This window comes from Allomesorhizobium aridi (assembly GCF_043769475.1).
Lineage (GTDB): Bacteria > Pseudomonadota > Alphaproteobacteria > Rhizobiales > Rhizobiaceae > Allomesorhizobium.
Window position 1 is genome coordinate 3,271,559 of sequence record NZ_CP171729.1, and the last position, 17,035, is coordinate 3,288,593.

The 17,035-nt window shown below is 64.4% G+C and carries 14 protein-coding genes; 8 read left to right on the forward strand and 6 right to left on the reverse strand.

Going from position 1 to position 17,035, the window contains the following annotated elements:
• The first annotated feature begins 247 nt into the window (after positions 1-247).
• Positions 248-1,687 carry a hypothetical protein gene (locus ACG873_RS18080; protein ID WP_394886428.1) on the forward strand — a complete coding sequence of 480 codons (1,440 nt, stop codon included), beginning with the start codon at positions 248-250 and terminating at the stop codon, positions 1,685-1,687.
• Positions 1,688-1,710: 23 nt separating this feature from the next.
• On the opposite strand, the gene ACG873_RS18085 is transcribed toward ACG873_RS18080, so the two are convergent.
• Positions 1,711-2,592, reverse strand: a complete 882-nt coding sequence (locus tag ACG873_RS18085) for a hypothetical protein (protein WP_394886430.1) — start codon at positions 2,590-2,592, stop codon at positions 1,711-1,713.
• Between the two features lie 237 nt (positions 2,593-2,829).
• A complete protein-coding gene (locus ACG873_RS18090; RefSeq protein ID WP_394886432.1) occupies positions 2,830-3,099 on the reverse strand; it encodes a DUF1344 domain-containing protein in 270 nt (89 codons plus the stop codon).
• 388 nt (positions 3,100-3,487) lie between these two features.
• Here ACG873_RS18090 and ACG873_RS18095 point away from each other — a divergent pair, with 388 nt between their 5' ends.
• The gene (locus tag ACG873_RS18095; protein WP_394886433.1) at positions 3,488-3,919 is read left to right on the forward strand and encodes a DUF1772 domain-containing protein; all 432 of its coding nucleotides are present in this window, start codon (positions 3,488-3,490) and stop codon (positions 3,917-3,919) included.
• 53 nt (positions 3,920-3,972) lie between these two features.
• Entirely contained in the window at positions 3,973-4,305 is a 333-nt protein-coding gene (locus tag ACG873_RS18100; protein WP_394886435.1) for a SemiSWEET family sugar transporter, read from the forward strand.
• Positions 4,306-4,402: 97 nt separating this feature from the next.
• On the opposite strand, the gene ACG873_RS18105 is transcribed toward ACG873_RS18100, so the two are convergent.
• From ACG873_RS18105 to ACG873_RS18115, 3 genes are all read right to left on the reverse strand, one after another.
• Positions 4,403-5,380 carry a DUF3137 domain-containing protein gene (locus tag ACG873_RS18105; protein ID WP_394886436.1) on the reverse strand — a complete coding sequence of 326 codons (978 nt, stop codon included), beginning with the start codon at positions 5,378-5,380 and terminating at the stop codon, positions 4,403-4,405.
• Between the two features lie 135 nt (positions 5,381-5,515).
• Positions 5,516-6,049, reverse strand: a complete 534-nt coding sequence (locus ACG873_RS18110) for a DUF1097 domain-containing protein (protein WP_394886438.1) — start codon at positions 6,047-6,049, stop codon at positions 5,516-5,518.
• A gap of 186 nt (positions 6,050-6,235) precedes the next feature.
• Positions 6,236-7,369, reverse strand: coding sequence for a glycosyltransferase family 4 protein (locus ACG873_RS18115; protein WP_394886439.1), 1,134 nt, complete (start codon positions 7,367-7,369; stop codon positions 6,236-6,238).
• A 342-nt stretch (positions 7,370-7,711) separates the two neighbouring features.
• Between ACG873_RS18115 and ACG873_RS18120 the strand changes: the two genes are divergently transcribed.
• The 5 genes from ACG873_RS18120 (at position 7,712) to ACG873_RS18140 (ending at position 15,769) form a co-directional block, all read left to right on the forward strand.
• Positions 7,712-8,629 (forward strand): sugar-binding protein, encoded by a 918-nt coding sequence (locus ACG873_RS18120; protein WP_394893580.1) that lies wholly within the window; start codon positions 7,712-7,714, stop codon positions 8,627-8,629.
• A 234-nt stretch (positions 8,630-8,863) separates the two neighbouring features.
• A complete protein-coding gene (locus tag ACG873_RS18125; RefSeq protein ID WP_394886441.1) occupies positions 8,864-10,369 on the forward strand; it encodes a sugar ABC transporter ATP-binding protein in 1,506 nt (501 codons plus the stop codon).
• A 49-nt stretch (positions 10,370-10,418) separates the two neighbouring features.
• Positions 10,419-11,381: an ABC transporter permease gene (locus tag ACG873_RS18130; protein WP_394893582.1), complete on the forward strand. Its 963-nt coding sequence runs from the start codon at positions 10,419-10,421 to the stop codon at positions 11,379-11,381.
• A gap of 121 nt (positions 11,382-11,502) precedes the next feature.
• Entirely contained in the window at positions 11,503-14,712 is a 3,210-nt protein-coding gene (gene uvrB / locus ACG873_RS18135) for an excinuclease ABC subunit UvrB (RefSeq protein WP_394886443.1), read from the forward strand.
• Positions 14,713-14,824: 112 nt separating this feature from the next.
• Positions 14,825-15,769 carry a calcium-binding protein gene (locus ACG873_RS18140; protein WP_394886444.1) on the forward strand — a complete coding sequence of 315 codons (945 nt, stop codon included), beginning with the start codon at positions 14,825-14,827 and terminating at the stop codon, positions 15,767-15,769.
• Positions 15,770-16,188: 419 nt separating this feature from the next.
• On the opposite strand, the gene ACG873_RS18145 is transcribed toward ACG873_RS18140, so the two are convergent.
• Positions 16,189-16,980: a DUF2806 domain-containing protein gene (locus tag ACG873_RS18145; protein WP_394886446.1), complete on the reverse strand. Its 792-nt coding sequence runs from the start codon at positions 16,978-16,980 to the stop codon at positions 16,189-16,191.
• Between the last annotated feature and the right edge of the window lie 55 nt (positions 16,981-17,035).

A 17,035-nucleotide genomic window follows, 5' to 3' on the forward strand; every position in this document is an offset into this window, starting at 1 on the left:
TCTTTCGAAAGCTCAAGTTGGCGGCCATGCGCGGGGCAGCAAAGCAAGAATAAGGGCCGCCACAACTTGCTGTATAGGCCGTACGTTTTTGACATATGGCCGAATGTCGGACTACCACTATTTACTATATCCGAAATTCCGCGCCGGGCCCCTGTTCCCACACCGGCGGAAAGATGTATGATTTATTAATAAAGTATGAATGCCGGCGGTTGTATTTGGCTGCCATACAACAGGTGGAGCAGTGCCCATGAATCTCGCAAACATCCTGACGAGAAAGGATCCTCTGAAGAAGGCGTTCGTCACGCTTGAAGACGGAATGACCGACCTTCTCAACGAAGAGTTCATGCTTCCTCCTGACGCGGAACCGGCGCAGCCAAGCAGCGACGACATCGTCGAAGGTCTGGCCGAGGAATTCAGCGCGCAACTTGCCGCCGAGATCGAGACGGATGAAACTGTCGAGGTCGAAACAGAAAACGACGACGCGGCCGCCGAAGCTCCCCCGGCGCCGGAGGAAAATGCCGAACGGCTCACCTCGCACACCCAGAACCGTCTCGCCGGCCTTGCGGCGGTGGATGAAGCCCGCAACGCTATCCAGCAGGACCTGACCCAGATCAGCACGGCGCTTTCCAGCATCGTCGCCTCGCAGAATCTCAGCCGCGAATTCCTTGATGACTGCTATGCAGACATTCGCCGAGCAAACGAACTCGAGATCATGAACACGAACTACGCGGCCGAAAACCGCCGGCTCGGCGACCGCGTCGACAAGCTCGAAAAGCTGCGCGCCCGCTACGACCAGTTGATCGAAGTGCTGAAGCGGCGCGAAGGCAGGCTGATGATCGAGGCCGAGGATCTGCGCAGATCCCTGAGCTCGGCCAAGCTGGAAGCCGTCGAAGCCAAGAACGCGATCGCCCGCGCCGAGTTCGTCCAGGGAGAACTTCACACCTCGCTGGCCGCCAAGACCAACGAGGCCGAGCGCTACATGCGCGAGAACGAGATGCTGCGCGAAAAGAACGTCAACATCGCGCTCGATCTCGATAAGGCCCTGCAACGGCAGGCCGAAACCCGCCGCAAATACGAAGATCTGGCGGCGGTCCACGCCAGCGAGTCGGCGCTTGTCGCCAAGACCGCGGCCAAGCTGGCGAGCGAGGAGAAGGAAGCGGCGCGGCTGCAGAAGCTGAACGATATGCTGGAGGCGCGCCTTGTCGAGGCCAACGAGCACATCACCGGCTTCGCACGCGAAATGCATGAGCGCGAGGAGCTTTACCAGAGCGAGAACCATGCGCTGAAGGGCGAAATCCAGACGCTTCTTTCCCGCGTGCATGCCAGCGCCGCCGAACAGGCCGAAACGGCGGTCGAGTTGACCGCGCTGAAGACCCGGATGAACGAACTCGAATCCGAGAAGCAGTTTGCCGAACGCAAATACGCGGGGCTCGCCGCCGAGGTCGACAGCGAGCGCAAGCAGGCAGCGCGCGAAGGATCCGGCGAGGACGAGCCCGCCGGCGCGCTGGACGCTCAGCAGGCCGAAGCGATGCGCCAGCAGGTCGAAGAACTGACCAAGACCGTGCAGCGCCTGAGGCGTTACGAGAAGCTGGCAAAGGTGCGCGTCAAGGCGAACGACTTCCCGGCCAGTTTCGGCGTCAAGCCCAAGGCCAGGAACGGCTTCCGGCCCAAGCTCGCGGCGGGCTGAGAACCCGCTGCGAGATTACGGCTTCAGGATCCGGCTTGCGGCGAAGTCGTCGGGCTCAATGTCTTCATGCCGGCGAAAAGCGCCAGCGACACCAGGCCGATGACGCCGAAGCCGGCCATGTAGAGCAGCGGCACAGGCTTGCCGCCGACGGCGTTCATCAGCCCCGCCGCGACGACGCCGGCCCCGTAGACGCCTGCAAACAGCAGCGCCAGCCGCGCCAGCATCGCGTCGTGCCGCGACAGGAAGAACGACACAGCGACCGTCAAGAGCATGGCCGCGATCAGGCGCGAGCTCAACTCGTCCTGCGGCCAGTTGAACACCAGCGGATAGGGCGCGGTGGGAGTCAGGAACAGCGCCGCGCCCCAGATCGCCAGCGCCACCCCGGCAAGCAGCAGCCAGCCTCGCACCGTTTCGCCCGGCGCCTGCCGCGCGGCGCCCGCATCGTCGCCCCGCGCCAGTTCCAGCGCCGAGCCGGCGCAAAGCACGATCACCACCGCAAAGAAGCCGTAGGTCACCGGCCGCGTGAAATCGAAGCGGTCGAGATGCAGCGTCACCGCCGCCAGCGCCAGCGGCACGAGGTAGACCAGGATCAGCATGCAATACAGCCGCGTCCGCGCCACGCCCGGATGCTCCAGTACCGCCACGCCGGTCACCCCGAACGCCAGCGCCGCCACGCCCAGCATGCGCGATGCGAGCGGCGGCAGGTCCCAGGCAAAGCTCGGCTGCAGGTCGAGCCACCAGAACGGTGCGCCGATCAGCCCGCCAACCGTCGTCGCTATCAGCACGAACCGGCCTACGGCAGACCGGCCGGCGCCTTCCTCGTCCCGGCCCCAGCGCCGGAACGCAGCCGCCATGGCGGCCAAGAGCGCGACCACGGCAACGCCGAACCACATGTCTTCCGTCATGGCATCCCCCAACCGCGACCCGCGTTCCGGCAGCATGCCACGATCGCGCCGATTCACGAAGAGCGGGCGCTGATGCCGCTGCACAAAAAGCCGGCGCCGGGACGATTTCGGTTTTCGGGATCATGTGCCAGGTGTTGAGATTCAAGTCAGGCCGAGCCGGGATCGAACACACCGCACACGGAAAGCTTTTTGCCTGTTCACAAAAAAAGACCGGCCCCGCTAGGGGCCGGCCGGTCGTCATTCAAAATGTCTTGGCGATAAAATCACATAGCCGCTTCGATGGCGGTCGCGTTGCTCGTTCCTTCCTCGAGCCGTCACCTTGACCTTGGCGCCGGCGGCGAGCGCGTCGATCGCGACGCCCTCCGCAGCCACGACCGCCGTGCCGTCCTGCAACGTGACGGTGCGCGTTGCCGGATCGACCGACTGCACGACGCCCTCGACGGTGGCCGCATAGGCGGCGCCGATGAAGGCGAGCGAGGCGATGGCGGTTGCAAGGATCTTCTTCATGTTCTGGTACTCCCGTTTGGGTTTTTGTCCCGCGGCTAAAATATGCCGCCGGACGGCCTGGAGATAGGCCGGAGGGCGTCGCCGCGCAAATCACAAACAGTGAAATTAAGCAACAGGAACAAAGGCTTATTTATGCCGCATTTGGCGCAAGCCCACCCGTTTTTGCCGATCTTGGCGGCGGCGCCGGACGGATTGTTACAGCCGCTTGCCTTTTTTATCACGCCCTTGCGCCGAAACCGCCCGTGCCGTGTTACGGCCCCCTCCCCGCCGGATTTCGCGCCGCGGCGATCACGAAGCCTCTGAAATTCCGGCGGAGTTTCGTCGTTTCGTCCGGGCGTTCCCGCACCTCGCCGTATCTGTTACCGTGGCGCCCGCGATGGAGACGATCATGATTGCCGGACACCTTGCCCTCGTCATAGCTGCGGTCTTTGCCGGCGCGGCATTCTACATCAACATCGCCGAACACCCGGCCCGGCGGAGCCTCGACGACCGATCGATGCTCACCCAGTGGAAGCCCGCCTACAAGCGCGGTTTCGCCATGCAGGCCTCCCTGGCCGTCGCGGGATTTCTCCTCGGCTTGCTGGCGTGGTGGCAGACCGGCGCATGGTTCTGGCTGGCCGGCGCGTTGGTCCTTGTCGCGAACTGGCCCTACACGCTCCTTGTCATGATGCCCGTCAACAATACGCTCATGTCGACGGATCCCGCGTCCGCCGGACCGGAAAGCCGCGAACTGCTGGAGAGATGGGCACGGCTGCATGCCGTCCGCACCGCCCTCGGCTTTGCCGCGACGCTGCTGTTCCTCGCGGCGACGGTTCGATAGGGGCGCCCACGGCGGCTTGTTGCGCCGGTCAGCCTTTCTCATTGTGCCAGGCCGTGCCGCCGCTTCACAGCGGCCAGCGCTTCTGGCAGAGAGTGCGGCGCATCCCCTCCGCGCCGAAGGTCACCCCCTTGCATCCCTCCATAGAAATACTGGGCTCGCTCGCGGCCCTGATCACCACGCTCGGCTGGCTGCCGCAGATCCTCAAGATCGTCCGCGAGCGCAAGGCCGGCGACATATCGCTGGTCACCAACGCCACTCTGGCCGGCGGCGTGTTCCTGTGGGTCGTCTACGGCCTGTTGATCGGCTCCTGGCCGGTGATCATGGCCAATTCGGTGACCTTCCTGTTCATCCTCGCCATTGTCGGACTGAAGCTCCGCTTCGGTTAGAGCATCGTGCCGAAAGGTGGATGCCGGCTTTCGGCAAAAACGATGCGAAAGCAAAAGCTGGAGCGAGATGCCCGATTCCGAAATCGGGCGGCTTGCTCTAGGCTGCTTCCACGTCGTCGCTCGCCCCCACCTTTCTCACCAGAGCCGCCGTCGCCAGCATCGCCGCCATGTCGGCGATGATCGGCTCGACATGCTGCCGGTAGTCGAGCGGCACGGAGATCGGCGGCAGCTCGAAAAAATTCTTCTTGGCCGGCAGGAGCAGGAACCCGTCGCCGCCATGCAGCGCCACGCGCGCCGGCTCGTCCGGCCACGCCTCGCCCAGCCACTGCAGCGCCTGCGCCAGTCGCCCGGTCACCAGCGGCTGCGCGGCGGCGGCATTGTCGGTGCGAAACTCGTAGTTCTCGTCGAGCGCCGGAATGCCGCTCGTCACCTCCTCCAGATCGCCGTCACCGAACAGCCCGCGGAAGAACGAAGTCACCATGTTCGCCTTGTGCGTAGCGACCAGCAGTCCCGGAAAGGGCGCCACCGTGTCGAACGCCAGCACCACGCCCTTGAACTTCGTCTGCTCCGACTTTCCTTGCTTGTTGGCGAGCTCCGCCTCGTAGAGCTCGAACACGAATCCCTCGTATTTGCCCGAGACCACATCGTCGAAGCGCTGGATGTCGAACGATCCCACCGCCTCGCGCGGCAGCCGGTCGAAGGAGGCCGGAGTTCCCTCGTGCTGGTAGCGGAAATCCTCGATGAAGCCGAACACGATCGGCAGCAGATGCTCGCGAAACGTCTGCTGCACGTCCCTCGCCGGCTTGGTCGCCATCCAGTAGGCGAACATGCCGGCAATAAAAGCGCAGACATAGAGATAGAGGTGCGGCGTGGAGCGCCATTGCTCATTCGGATCGGCGAAATCGTTGAACCCCCACGCCAGCGCCGCCACGACCGCCGCGAGCAGGCCGAGATAAACCGGCGCGCGCCAGCCGACTTGCCTGCGCGCCGCCCTGCGCTCGCTTTCGTATGTTTCGAGATCCGCCCTGATGCCGGCGATCACCGCCTCGTCCGGCATGAAATCCCTGGCCTCCATCGGCGCCCTCCCCTTTTCGCGGACAGTATCCGCGCCGGGCAAGCATAGCGGTTTTCGGAGGAAAAATCTGCCAGACTCCGGACCGGACGCCGGCGCCAATCAGCGGCGCCGGAATCTTGACCTTACGCGGCGGTCCTAGGCGGCTCTCGCCGCAGGCGTCTTGGCGGCCAGTGCGCTGCCGATGCGCTCCGATAGCCAGCCGAGCAGCGAACCGATCACCATGGATACGACGATGTTGATCAGCGGGTTGTCGACCAGCGATGCAGATGTCAGCGTGCCGAGCTTGCCGGCGAGCAGTGCGTAGCCGGCAACGCAGGCAAAGCCGTAGACCGATGACGGAATCGAGCCGAAAGCGCCGATGTTGGCCGCAAGCACCATCGCCGCCGCGCCTATCCCGACACAGATTCCGGCAGCGAGAGGGACGCCCAGGCCGCCGGCCAGCGATGTCGTGCCCAGCAGCGCTGCCCAGCCGATGAACGCGCCCAGTATATGTGCCGGAATATTGGTCTTCAGCGCCGCTTCCTTGCCGCCCGAATGATAAAATGCCGCCCAGGCAACGAAAGCTGCCCATATCTGCAGGCCCAAACCGGCAAACGGCCCGACGAAAAGCCAAGTCGCAATGCCGCCGAGAGCTCCGATACTGATTGCAAGTGCTGTGAGCAAAGGCATGTCAAATCCTCCAACCGGATTCCGTAAGCAATCACACCGCGTGTGACTTGCCTCGTGACAGTGCCCTGCTGCCCACAAAATCAGCAATGTCCCCTTGCGTCAACTTGCCTTCGGCGCCCGTCCCCAGCTTTGCGCCTGCGTGGCCGGGACGCCGCGCGATGCTACCGTCGCCAGGCAGCCGCCGGGCTACTCCCCGGCGTCGGGAATGTAGCGGTCGGCGGGGTTCTTGAAATGCTTCCAGCCGCGGTCGCGGGCGCGGCCGAGCGCGGCCCGGTAGATCGCCTCGATCTGCGGCAGGATTTTCTGCGGCGACAATTTCTCCGTCACCGTCAAACGGTCGAACGTGCCGGCCTGCAGCCTCGAAGCTTCGTCGCTGGCAAGCCGCCCGGCCGCCCGCGCCATGCCTTCGACATCGCCCACCGCGAAAATGCGCTCGCGCGGCAGCAGGTCCGCCATGTTGCCGACATCCGTCGCGATCGCCGGTACGCCCAGCGCCATGGCCTCCAGCGGCGCGATCGGCGCTTCCTCAGCAGCCGAGGTGAGCAGGAATACGTCCATGGCCGCCGCCAGTTCGGCCGCGTCGTTGCGCCGGCCGGGCAGGTGTACGCGCCCGGCCACCGCCGGATCGCCGAGTGCTTCGCGCCAGCCGGGCATGACCTCGCCGCTCGACAACCCGCCGATCAGCAGCAGTTCGGCGTCCAGTCCCGAAGCGACGAGCCGCTTCAGCACTCGGATCGCGTCGACCTGGTTCTTGCGTGGGCTGATCCCGCCGGTCGAGCCGAGAAGCAGCGCGTCCTGCCGGATGCCGAGCTTTTCCCGCGCGGCGGCCCGGTGCTGCGCCGATATGGGTGCGAGCGCCGCCGCATCGAACATGTTGGGAACGACATGCATCCTGCTTTTTGAAACCAGGAGCCGCTTCGTGTAGTAGCTGGCCGTCTGCCGGCTCAACCCCACCACCGCGTGGGCGAAGCGCCACGGCAGCTGAAACTGCCGCGAATGCGCGGTCATCACCGCCGGCGCGCCGTCGGCAAGGGTGAAGATCATCAGAAACTTGTTGGCGCTGCTGCCATGCGCATGCACCAGCGTGCGTCCCCAGTCCCGGATCGGATAGCCGGTGGCCCGCAGGTCGGCGGGAGTGGTCTTGAAGCTGGACTCCAGCATCTTGAGCGGCCCGGCGAAGCTCTGCCTGCCGATCCACGAATTCCTCGGATGCACCAGCATCAGCTCGTGCCCCGCCTTGAGCTGCTCGTCGATCAGGATCTTGGTGCTCGTCGCCACCCCGTTCAGGGAAACATGGCTTACGAGATGAGCGATCTTCATCGGCGGGTCGGCTTTTCTCTACTGGCCGTTCGGGCGCATTAGGCGGTTTCGATCAGCCGCTTATCCCACAACCCCGGGGCGGATCAAGGGTGGCGCGGGGAGTTCGCTATTTGTCCGACAAATATTGACACCGGTTCGCGGGTGAGTTTAGCTTCGACTGGAAACGAAAGCGCCGGCGATCAAAGTGCCTGCGCGGCTGAGGAGGTCGCGCGGCGGGAGGGATTGCCGACATGCCAGACGGCCGCGGCTGCGTTGCAGCCGGACCGCCGGCGCCGAACGTTTCTGCGAAAACGACAAAGGGAGGAACTCATGAGACTGAAACTGATCGCAAGCGCATTGTTGATGGCCGCGGCGTTCACCGTGTCCGGCTCCGAGGCGCAGGACAAGAAGCAGCTCGCCTTCGTGGTGAATGGCGCGTCCGATTTCTGGAAGCTGGCCGAGGCGGGCGTCAGGAAGGCGCAGGAAGAACTGCCCAACTATGATCTATCGCTGAAATATCCCGAACAGGCCGCCGCCGCCGTGCAGCAGCGCCTGATGGAAGATCTGGTCGCCAGCGGCGTCTCGGCCATCATGGTCAGCGCCGTCGACCCGAAATCCTCGACCGACTCGCTGAATAAGGTCGGCGCGCAAGTGCCGCTCTTCACCACCGACAGCGACGCCCCCGACACCAACCGCATCGCCTATATCGGTTCGTCCAATACGGACGCCGGCAAGCAGGCCGGCGAGATCGCCCTGAAGGCGCTGCCCGACGGCGGCAAGTGCATAGGCTTCGTCGGGCTTCCGGGCGCCGACAATGCGCGCGAGCGCATCGAGGGCATGAAGGAAGCGATCGCCGGCTCCAAGGTCGAGCTGATCGACGTGCGCGGCGACGACATCGACCAGACCCGCGCCAAGCGCAATGTCGAGGATGCGCTCGCGGCCAATCCCGACATCGACTGCATGGTGGGCTTCTACTCCTATAACCCGCCGCGCATCTACGAGGTGCTGAAGGAGAGCGGCAAGCTCGGCCAGGTCACCGTGATCGCCTTCGACGAGGATCCGATCACGCTAGGCGGCGTGCGCGAGGGCACTATCGCCGGCACCGTGGTGCAGGATCCCTACGAGTGGGGCTACCAGGGCATGAAATTGATGGCGAAGTATCTCGAGGGCGACAAGTCGGTCGTGCCGGAGAACAAGCTGATCATCGTGCCGACCAAGATGATCGACAAATCCAACGTCGACGCTTTCGAGGCGGAACTGAAGGCGCGCATCAGCGGCTGAGGTTCTGACCCTAGAGCGAGCAGGCCGGCGCTATCTCCCAGCCGGCCTGCTTCGTGCGCCTTGCAGCGTCTGACCTGACCAGCATAGGGTGTGTTGAGATTCAGGTCAGGCCGAGCCTGACAATGGTGGATTTCGAGAACGGAGCGGAGCGTACTTTCGGGTACGTGAGCACCGGAAGCGCAGAAAGCCGCCATTTGCAGGCCGGCTGAATGTCAACATGCCTTGGTTCGCCTGATGCCGAATCCATTTCTGAACATGACGGGAATTTCCAAGGAGTATCCCGGCATCAGGGCGCTGGACGATATCGGCCTTTCCGTCAGCCCGGGCGAAGTGATCGGGCTGGTCGGCGAGAACGGCGCCGGCAAATCGACTTTGATGAAAATCCTGGGCGGTGTGGTCGAGCCCACCGGCGGCGAGATCGAAATCGACGGCGGCAAAGTCGACCGGCTTTCGGTCAACGGCTCGATGCGCGCCGGCATCGCCTTCGTCCGTCAGGAACTCAACCTCTTCGACAATTTGACGGTTGCGGCCAATATCTTCATCGGCCGCGAGCCGCTGAAGGGCGGCCCGCTGAAGCTGATCGATCGGGCCAAACTGAACCGCTGGGCGCGGCCGCTGCTTGGCCAGCTCGGCGCCGATTTCGAGCCGGACACGCCGGTCGCCTCGCTGTCGCTTGCGCAGATGCAAATGGTGGAGATCGCCAAGGCGCTATCGCTGAAGGCGCGCCTCATCATCATGGACGAGCCGACGTCGAGCCTGACGGCCTCGGAGACCGAGCGCCTGCTGGCGATCGTGTCGCGGCTCAGGGCCGAAGGCGTCAGCATCATCTTCATCTCGCACCGTCTTGCAGAGGTCGAGCGCTGCGCCGACCGCGTGGTCGTGCTGCGCGACGGCAAGCGTGTCGCCGAACTCGGCCGCAGCGAGATCCGCGCCGATACCATGATCCGTTTCATGATCGGGCGCGACCTGAAGACCCTGTACCGTCCTCCGGCCAAGCCCTTCGGCGAGCCGGTGCTCGAACTGGTCGGCGTGAAGACCGGCTACCGCCCCGAACAGGCGGTTGGCCTTGCCGTACGCAAGGGCGAGATACTCGGGCTGGCGGGCCTCGTCGGCTCAGGCCGCACCGAACTGGCGCGGGCCCTGTTCGGCATCGATCCCCTGAAGGGCGGCGAAATCAGGATCGACGGCGAACGGGCATCCATCCGTTCGCCGCGCGACGCGATCGAACGCGGCATCTACCTCGTTCCGGAGGACCGCAAGCGGTCCGGGCTGATCCTCGATTTTCCGATCCGCGAAAACATCACTTTGGCCAGCCTTCCGGCGCATGCCCGCTACGGCATCGCCGACGCGTCGCTGGAGGACGCCCGGGCCAACGAGCAGCGCAAGCGGCTCGACATACGCTGCCGCACCGTTTCGGCGGCGGCAGGCTCGCTCTCGGGCGGCAACCAGCAGAAGGTCGTCCTGGCGAAATGGCTGTCCATGGCGCCCCGCATGCTGATCTTCGACGAGCCGACGCGCGGCGTCGATGTCGGCGCCAAGAATGAAATCTACCGCCTGATGCGCGAACTCGCCGACCACGGCGTCGGCATACTGATGATCTCCAGCGACATGGAGGAAGTCATCGGGGTCAGCGACCGCGTCGCCGTCATGCACGAGGGCCGCATCGCCGGTTTTCTCGAACGCCAGTCGCTCAGCGAGCAGGCGATCATGTCCCTCGCCGTCGGAAGGATCGACAATTGATCGATTTCGCCTTGCGCTCCGCCGGCCAACCCGGAAATGTCTGCCGATGATCAACCGCAAGGACCTATGGCTGTTCGTGCTCATCCTCGTCGTGGGGACGGTGGTCGCCATCATCAACCCGAGGTTCCTGTCGCCGATAAACCTTTCCAACACGGCCAATCTCATCGGACTGTTCGGCATCTTCGCCGTCGCCCAGGCCTTCGTCATCATCTCCGGCGGCATCGAGCTGTCCGTCGGCTCGATCATCGCCCTGCTCGGCGTCCTGTTCGTCGACCTGGTCGCGAGCGGCAGCGTCGATCCCGGCATCGCCTTCGTCATCGTGGTGCTGATCGGCTGCGCCATAGGGTTCCTGCATGGATTCCTCGTCGCCCGCGTCGGGCTCCAGCCTTTCGTCGTGACCTTGTGCGGCCTGCTGATCTATCGCGGTGCCGCGCGCTACTACACCGACGAGGCGACCGCCGGCTTCCCGTTCGGCGCCAGCTTCCCGATGCTCGAATGGCTGGTCGCGGGGCGGTTCTACGGCATCCCGCACAGCCTCATCGCCTTCCTGCTCATCACCGTCGTCGCGGGCGTCGTGCTGCACCGTTCGGTGTTCGGGCGATACCTGTTCGCCGTCGGCAAGAACGAGGAGGCGGCGCGCTACAGCGGCATCCACACCTCGCGCATCATCATCGCCGCCTATGTGATCTGCTGCGGCGTCACCGCGGTCGCGGCAGTGTTCATCGCCATGTACACACGCTCCATCTCGCCCTCCTCGCATGGCAATTTCTACGAACTCTACGCCATCGCGGCGGCCGTTCTCGGCGGCTGCTCGCTGCGTGGCGGCGAAGGCTCGATCCTCGGCGTGGTGCTCGGGACGGTGCTGCTGCAGGTGCTCCAGAACCTGGTCAACCTTCTCGGCATTCCAAGCTCGCTGAATTTCGCCGTGATGGGCTCGGTTATCCTGATCGGCGTGCTTGCCGACCAGCAGTTTTCGAAGAGCCGCTTCGGCGCCGCCGGGCGCGCATACTGACCGGCCGGCGGTTCCGCTACCGCCCGCATCCTGACAGCCTACTGTCAGGAGCGGCTTTCGCCGGCGGTCATTCGGTCGCGCCACCCTTTCCATCTCAGGCGATTCTGCCCATATTCGGACCATGGCCAGATCTCCCGAGAAGAACTCCCCGCGTTCCGCGGCCAATGACGACCGCGCCGGCAAGCCGAAGCGGCGCAGCCCGCTGACGGATTTCATGGACGCGGCCGAACCGCTGCATCCGCGCGGCTTTTCCGAAGCGCCCCAGGCTGAGTTTTCCGGCGCGCCGCTCGGCGGCTCGATCTCGGATTGGGCCGAGGAGATTTCGAAGGAAGCGGAGCGCAACGCTGACGCGCCCCAGGGAGAGGGTAAGGGTGAGGGGCAGCGCAAATCCAAAAAGATCCCCGAGCGCTCCTCCGCGCCGACCAAGACCGCGCGCGGCACCTCGATGGGCGGCGCGGCAACCGCCAAGGAGCGCGCCGCCGCCGGCCTCAATCCAGTCGCCGGCCTCGACATTTCGCTGGAAGACGCCGAGCAGATGTCGTCCGGCGGCGTCACCGCGACCGTCGCCGCGCTCTCGGCGCTGATCGAATCCGGCAATCCGCTGCACAAGAACGGCGAGCTCTGGGTGCCCCACCGCCCTGCCCGCCCGGAGAAATCCGAAGGCGGATTGTCGATCAAGATGGTCTCGGACTTCGAACCCGCCGGCGACCAGCCGACCGCTATCCGCGACCTCGTCTCCGGCATCAAGGAAAACGACCGCACCCAGGTGCTGCTCGGCGTCACCGGCTCCGGCAAGACCTTCACCATGGCCAAGGTGATCGAGGAGACGCAGCGCCCGGCGCTCATCCTCGCGCCCAACAAGACGCTCGCCGCGCAGCTCTACAGCGAGTTCAGGAAATTCTTCCCGGAAAACGCGGTCGAGTATTTCGTCTCCTATTACGACTACTACCAGCCCGAGGCCTACGTCCCGCGCACCGACACCTTCATCGAGAAGGAATCGTCGATCAACGAGCAGATCGACCGCATGCGCCACTCGGCCACGCGCTCGCTGCTGGAGCGCGACGACGTCATCATCGTCGCCTCCGTCTCCTGCATCTACGGTATCGGCTCGGTCGAGACCTACACGGCGATGACCTTCCAGATGCAGGTCGGCGACCGCCTCGACCAGCGCCAGCTGCTCGCCGACCTCGTCGCCCAGCAATACAAGCGCCGTGACATGGATTTCACCCGTGGCTCCTTCCGCGTGCGCGGCGACACGATCGAAATCTTCCCCGCCCACCTTGAGGATTCCGCCTGGCGCATCTCGATGTTCGGCGACGAGATCGAGAGCATCACCGAATTCGACCCGCTCACCGGCCAGAAGACCGGCGATCTGAAGAGCGTAAAGATCTACGCCAACTCGCACTATGTCACGCCGCGCCCGACGCTCAACCAGGCGATAAAATCGATCAAGGAAGAGCTGAAACTCCGCCTTGCGGAACTCGAACGCGCCGGTCGCCTGCTAGAGGCCCAGCGGCTCGAACAGCGCTGCCGCTTCGACCTCGAAATGCTGGAAGCCACCGGGTCCTGCGCCGGCATCGAGAACTATTCGCGCTATTTGACCGGCCGCCGTCCCGGCGATCCGCCGCCGACGCTGTTCGAGTACATCCCCGACAACGCGCTGGTCTTCGTCGACGAGAGCCACGTCACCATCCCGCAGATCGGCGGCATGTACCGCGGCGACTTCCGCCGCAAGGCGACGCTGGCCGAATACGGCTTCCGCCTGCCCTCCTGCATGGACAACCGGCCGTTGCGCTTCGAGGAGTGGGACGCGATGCGCCCGCTCACCGTCGCCGTTTCGGCCACGCCCAGCAGCTGGGAGATGGAAGAAGCCGGCGGCGTCTTCGCCGAGCAGGTCATCCGCCCGACCGGCCTCATCGACCCGCCGGTCGAGATCCGCCCGGCCAAGACCCAGGTCGACGACGTGGTCGGCGAGATCCGCGAGACCACCAAGGCCGGCTACCGCACCCTCGTCACCGTGCTGACAAAACGCATGGCCGAGGACCTCACCGAATACCTGCACGAGCAGGGCGTGCGCGTGCGCTACATGCACTCCGACATCGACACGCTGGAGCGCATCGAGATCCTGCGCGACCTGCGCCTCGGCGCGTTCGACGTGCTGGTCGGCATCAATCTTTTGCGCGAGGGCCTCGACATCCCCGAATGCGGGTTCGTAGCCATTCTCGACGCCGACAAGGAAGGTTTCCTGCGCTCCGAAACCTCGCTGATCCAGACGATCGGCCGCGCGGCAAGAAACGTCGACGGCAAGGTGATCCTCTACGCCGACAACGTCACCGGCTCGATGGAGCGCGCCATGGCCGAGACGGCGCGCCGCCGCGAGAAGCAGATGGCGTGGAACGAGGCCAATGGCATCACGCCGGAATCGGTCAAGTCGCGCATTTCCGACATCCTCGACTCCGTCTACGAGAAGGACCACGTCCGCGCCGACATTTCCGACTTCGCCGCCGCCGGCGCCATGATGGGCAACAACCTCAAAGCCCATCTCGAGGCGCTGCAGAAGCAGATGCGCGACGCCGCCGCCGACCTCGATTTCGAACGCGCCGCCCGCCTGCGCGACGAGATCAAGCGCCTGCGCGACATCGAGCTCGCGGTCTCCGACGACCCGCTGGCCAAATACGCCGAGTCCGAAAGCCCGGTCTCCGGCCGCGAAAAAGGCAAGCACAACAAGGGCCGCGCCATCCACCGCGCGGTGGATGATAGCCTTTCCTCTCCCCGTTCACGGGGAGAGGATGCCGGCAGGCAGGTGAGGGGCGGCGCCGACCTCTCCGCTTCGTCATCCTCGGGCTTGACCCGAGGACCCATGCCGGAACGGAACCGGCAGTCCGCGGCCGGCTCCGGCAAATCCTCCCTCTTCGCCAAACCCCATCTCGACGACATGGGCACTTCGGGCGACCACGCCGTTCCCGCCAAAGCCGTCCCGCGCTCGCTGTTCAAGAAGCAGTCGGCCGGCGAAGCCCACGGCTCCGACTACGGCGTCCCGGACGACAACAAATCCCTGTTCCGCAAGAACTCCCTCGACGAGATGACCGTCCGCCGCACCGAAAAGCCTGTCGAAGGAAAAGTGCCGGCGAAGCCGCCTTCCTCTCCCCTTGCGGGAGAGGACAGTTCGCCCCGCGAGGCGAAGACGAGCGGTTCGGCGAACTTGGTGAGGGGTGATGATGGGATAAAACCCGTCGTCCGCGCCCGTTCCGGCGTCGGCTCCTACGAAGACCCCGCCGACGCAAAGCGCCAGACCCGCCGCCCCGGCAAGACCGGCCGCCCGGGCCAGTAGCGCTCACCCTTGCTCGCCCGTTAACCCTCATGAACGCCCGATGAACGGCGCATTACGGCACTGTTCAGCGCCTGGCGCGCATCTTGGCGGCAGCCACTGAAGGAGAGAAAACATGGCCATCATCCGCGGAACCAACTATTCCGAGAGCATCTACGGCACCGCTTACGGCGACACGATCTACGGCTATGGCGGCCATGACTACATAGACGGCCGCGCCGGCAACGACCTGATCTACGCCGGCGCCGGCGACGACGACATTCTCGGCGGCACGGGCGCCAACGATCTGTGGGGCGGCACGGGCGCCGACTGGTTCATCATGAGCGCCCGCTCGACCGGCTCCAGCGACGACTGGATCGGTGACTTCACCTTCAACGTCGACCGCATCGACGTGTCGTCCTGGGGTGTCAGCGACATCAGCCAGTTGCGCGCGCTCATGTTCACCGATTCCACCGGCAGCGCGACGCTCAACGCCACCTACAACGGCTACAATCATTTCCTCACGGTCGACGACGTGCTCGCCAGCGAGTTGATCTCCTCCGATTTCGTGTTCTCGAACTCGGGCGCCAGGAGCGTGGTCGGCACCGCCTACGCCGACACCCTGTTCGGCTCGCGCTACGGCGACACGCTGACCGGCGGCGGCGGCAACGACAAGCTGCTCGGCGGCCTCGGCAACGACCGGCTCAGCGGCGGCAGCGGCAATGACGACCTGCATGGCGGCGCCGGCGCCGATTTGATGACCGGCGGCAGCGGCTACGACGCATTCGTCTTCGCCGCCGCTTCCGAAAGCACGCCCGCCAGCCGCGACCGCATCTCCGATTTCCAGGAGGATATCGACTTCATCGATCTCGCCGACATCGACGCCAACGCCAACCTCTCCGGCAACCAGGCCTTCCGCTTCGTCGGCGGCGGCGCGTTCACCAGCGCGGGCCAGCTCCGCTACGCCTTCTCCGGCACGGACACGATCGTCTCGGGCAACACCGACAGCGATTCCACACCCGAATTCCAACTCGCCCTCAGCGGCCACCACTACCTGATCGCCGACGACTTCGTGGTGTGAGGGCGCGCCCTTCCTTCTCCCCCGTCCTGAGCTTGCCGAAGGATACGGGGAGAAGGTGGCCCGAAGGGGCCGGATGAGGGGCAGCGCCTACGCAACTCCGGTGAGAAGGCCCCTCATGGTGAGCCTGTCGAACCACGCACCACGCCACAACTCGCCTCCACCATCCCCGCCTTCGACAATCTCAAAAGTGGATAGAATTCACCCTGTTCCGGCTCGACCAAAGAAATCATCCTTGCAGATCAATAGCATAACAGCCGATGCGAAGATTTTTCGCACCCCTGTTTGTCCACACCCCCCGCGCATAATCTCCTTGTAGCGTGACGCGCGGTTGTAGCGCGCAAATTCGAATGGCGCAGTGCGCAAGTTCACTTGGCACTGGTTTAATGTCGTTACATCAGCGCTCGATCGCGTTGGCCCTTCTATTGCGTGGCTCCGTTCGCGCGCTGCCACACCACCTTGGGATTTTGGAGGATTGTCCGGCCGGACCCCTTCGGAATCCTGCCTCGCGTGATCCTCTCAAGGCCGGGATCGCTTCGGAGGAGATTGATCGTTGATTCGATTGTCTGCTCGTCTCCCTTGGGCTGCAATGCCCTCCAGAGTTCCCGGCCAACTTTAGTCAGACCAATCCCATCGAAAAACAGCCTGGTTCCAGGCTTGCCGACCCCAATGATTCCAGTCTCCCCCACACGGTAGTGCATGATGCCCTCCGCCGAGATTGCTCTTTCAAGCCTCGCGTTCTGGTCAGAGTCCAGAATTACGCCGGCTGATCGCGCGGCGCCGATCAGCAATGATTGTTGCTTTGTCTCTGGAAAGTCGATCAGTGCAACCGAACCGTCTAGCGCGCGGTCGAGAATATACTCGATCCCTTGCGCCATCTCTCCATCAAGGATTGAGATTAGATGCAAAGTCGCTAGGGAGAAGGAGGCCGGCTTGCGTATCTCGCCAGCCAGCACACGTGCCCAGAGGTCGCGGAGCCCATCCGAGGTCGCCTTGGCAGCGTAGCCTTCAAAGACGTTGAGCCAGTCGTCGCTCGGACCGGGACTATCTGCCGGCGAAGGTTCAGCCTCCAGGTCCTCGATCGTTTTGCCGGCTACCGCATCCTTGTTTACTTGCTCCCTAAATGCCCTACCGATCAGGTTGTCGAAGCCTCTGATCATCCGAGGAACGTCTTGGATGCCGAGTTCGGCTGCTCGCGCTGCTGCCGCCTTCATCACGATGCTGCGGGCTTCGGTTTTATCGTCAATGGATTGCCGGATTTGCCGGAGG

Coding starts and splice junctions, on each gene's coding strand:
- ACG873_RS18080 (WP_394886428.1), top strand. CDS start 248: ATGAATCTCGCAAACATCCTGACGAGAAAGGATCCTCTGAAGAAGGCG.
- ACG873_RS18085 (WP_394886430.1), bottom strand. CDS start 2,592: ATGACGGAAGACATGTGGTTCGGCGTTGCCGTGGTCGCGCTCTTGGCC.
- ACG873_RS18090 (WP_394886432.1), bottom strand. CDS start 3,099: ATGAAGAAGATCCTTGCAACCGCCATCGCCTCGCTCGCCTTCATCGGC.
- ACG873_RS18095 (WP_394886433.1), top strand. CDS start 3,488: ATGATTGCCGGACACCTTGCCCTCGTCATAGCTGCGGTCTTTGCCGGC.
- ACG873_RS18105 (WP_394886436.1), bottom strand. CDS start 5,380: ATGGAGGCCAGGGATTTCATGCCGGACGAGGCGGTGATCGCCGGCATC.
- ACG873_RS18110 (WP_394886438.1), bottom strand. CDS start 6,049: ATGCCTTTGCTCACAGCACTTGCAATCAGTATCGGAGCTCTCGGCGGC.
- ACG873_RS18115 (WP_394886439.1), bottom strand. CDS start 7,369: ATGAAGATCGCTCATCTCGTAAGCCATGTTTCCCTGAACGGGGTGGCG.
- ACG873_RS18120 (WP_394893580.1), top strand. CDS start 7,712: ATGGCCGCGGCGTTCACCGTGTCCGGCTCCGAGGCGCAGGACAAGAAG.
- ACG873_RS18125 (WP_394886441.1), top strand. CDS start 8,864: ATGCCGAATCCATTTCTGAACATGACGGGAATTTCCAAGGAGTATCCC.
- uvrB (WP_394886443.1), top strand. CDS start 11,503: ATGGCCAGATCTCCCGAGAAGAACTCCCCGCGTTCCGCGGCCAATGAC.
- ACG873_RS18140 (WP_394886444.1), top strand. CDS start 14,825: ATGGCCATCATCCGCGGAACCAACTATTCCGAGAGCATCTACGGCACC.
- ACG873_RS18145 (WP_394886446.1), bottom strand. CDS start 16,980: ATGAAGGCGGCAGCAGCGCGAGCAGCCGAACTCGGCATCCAAGACGTT.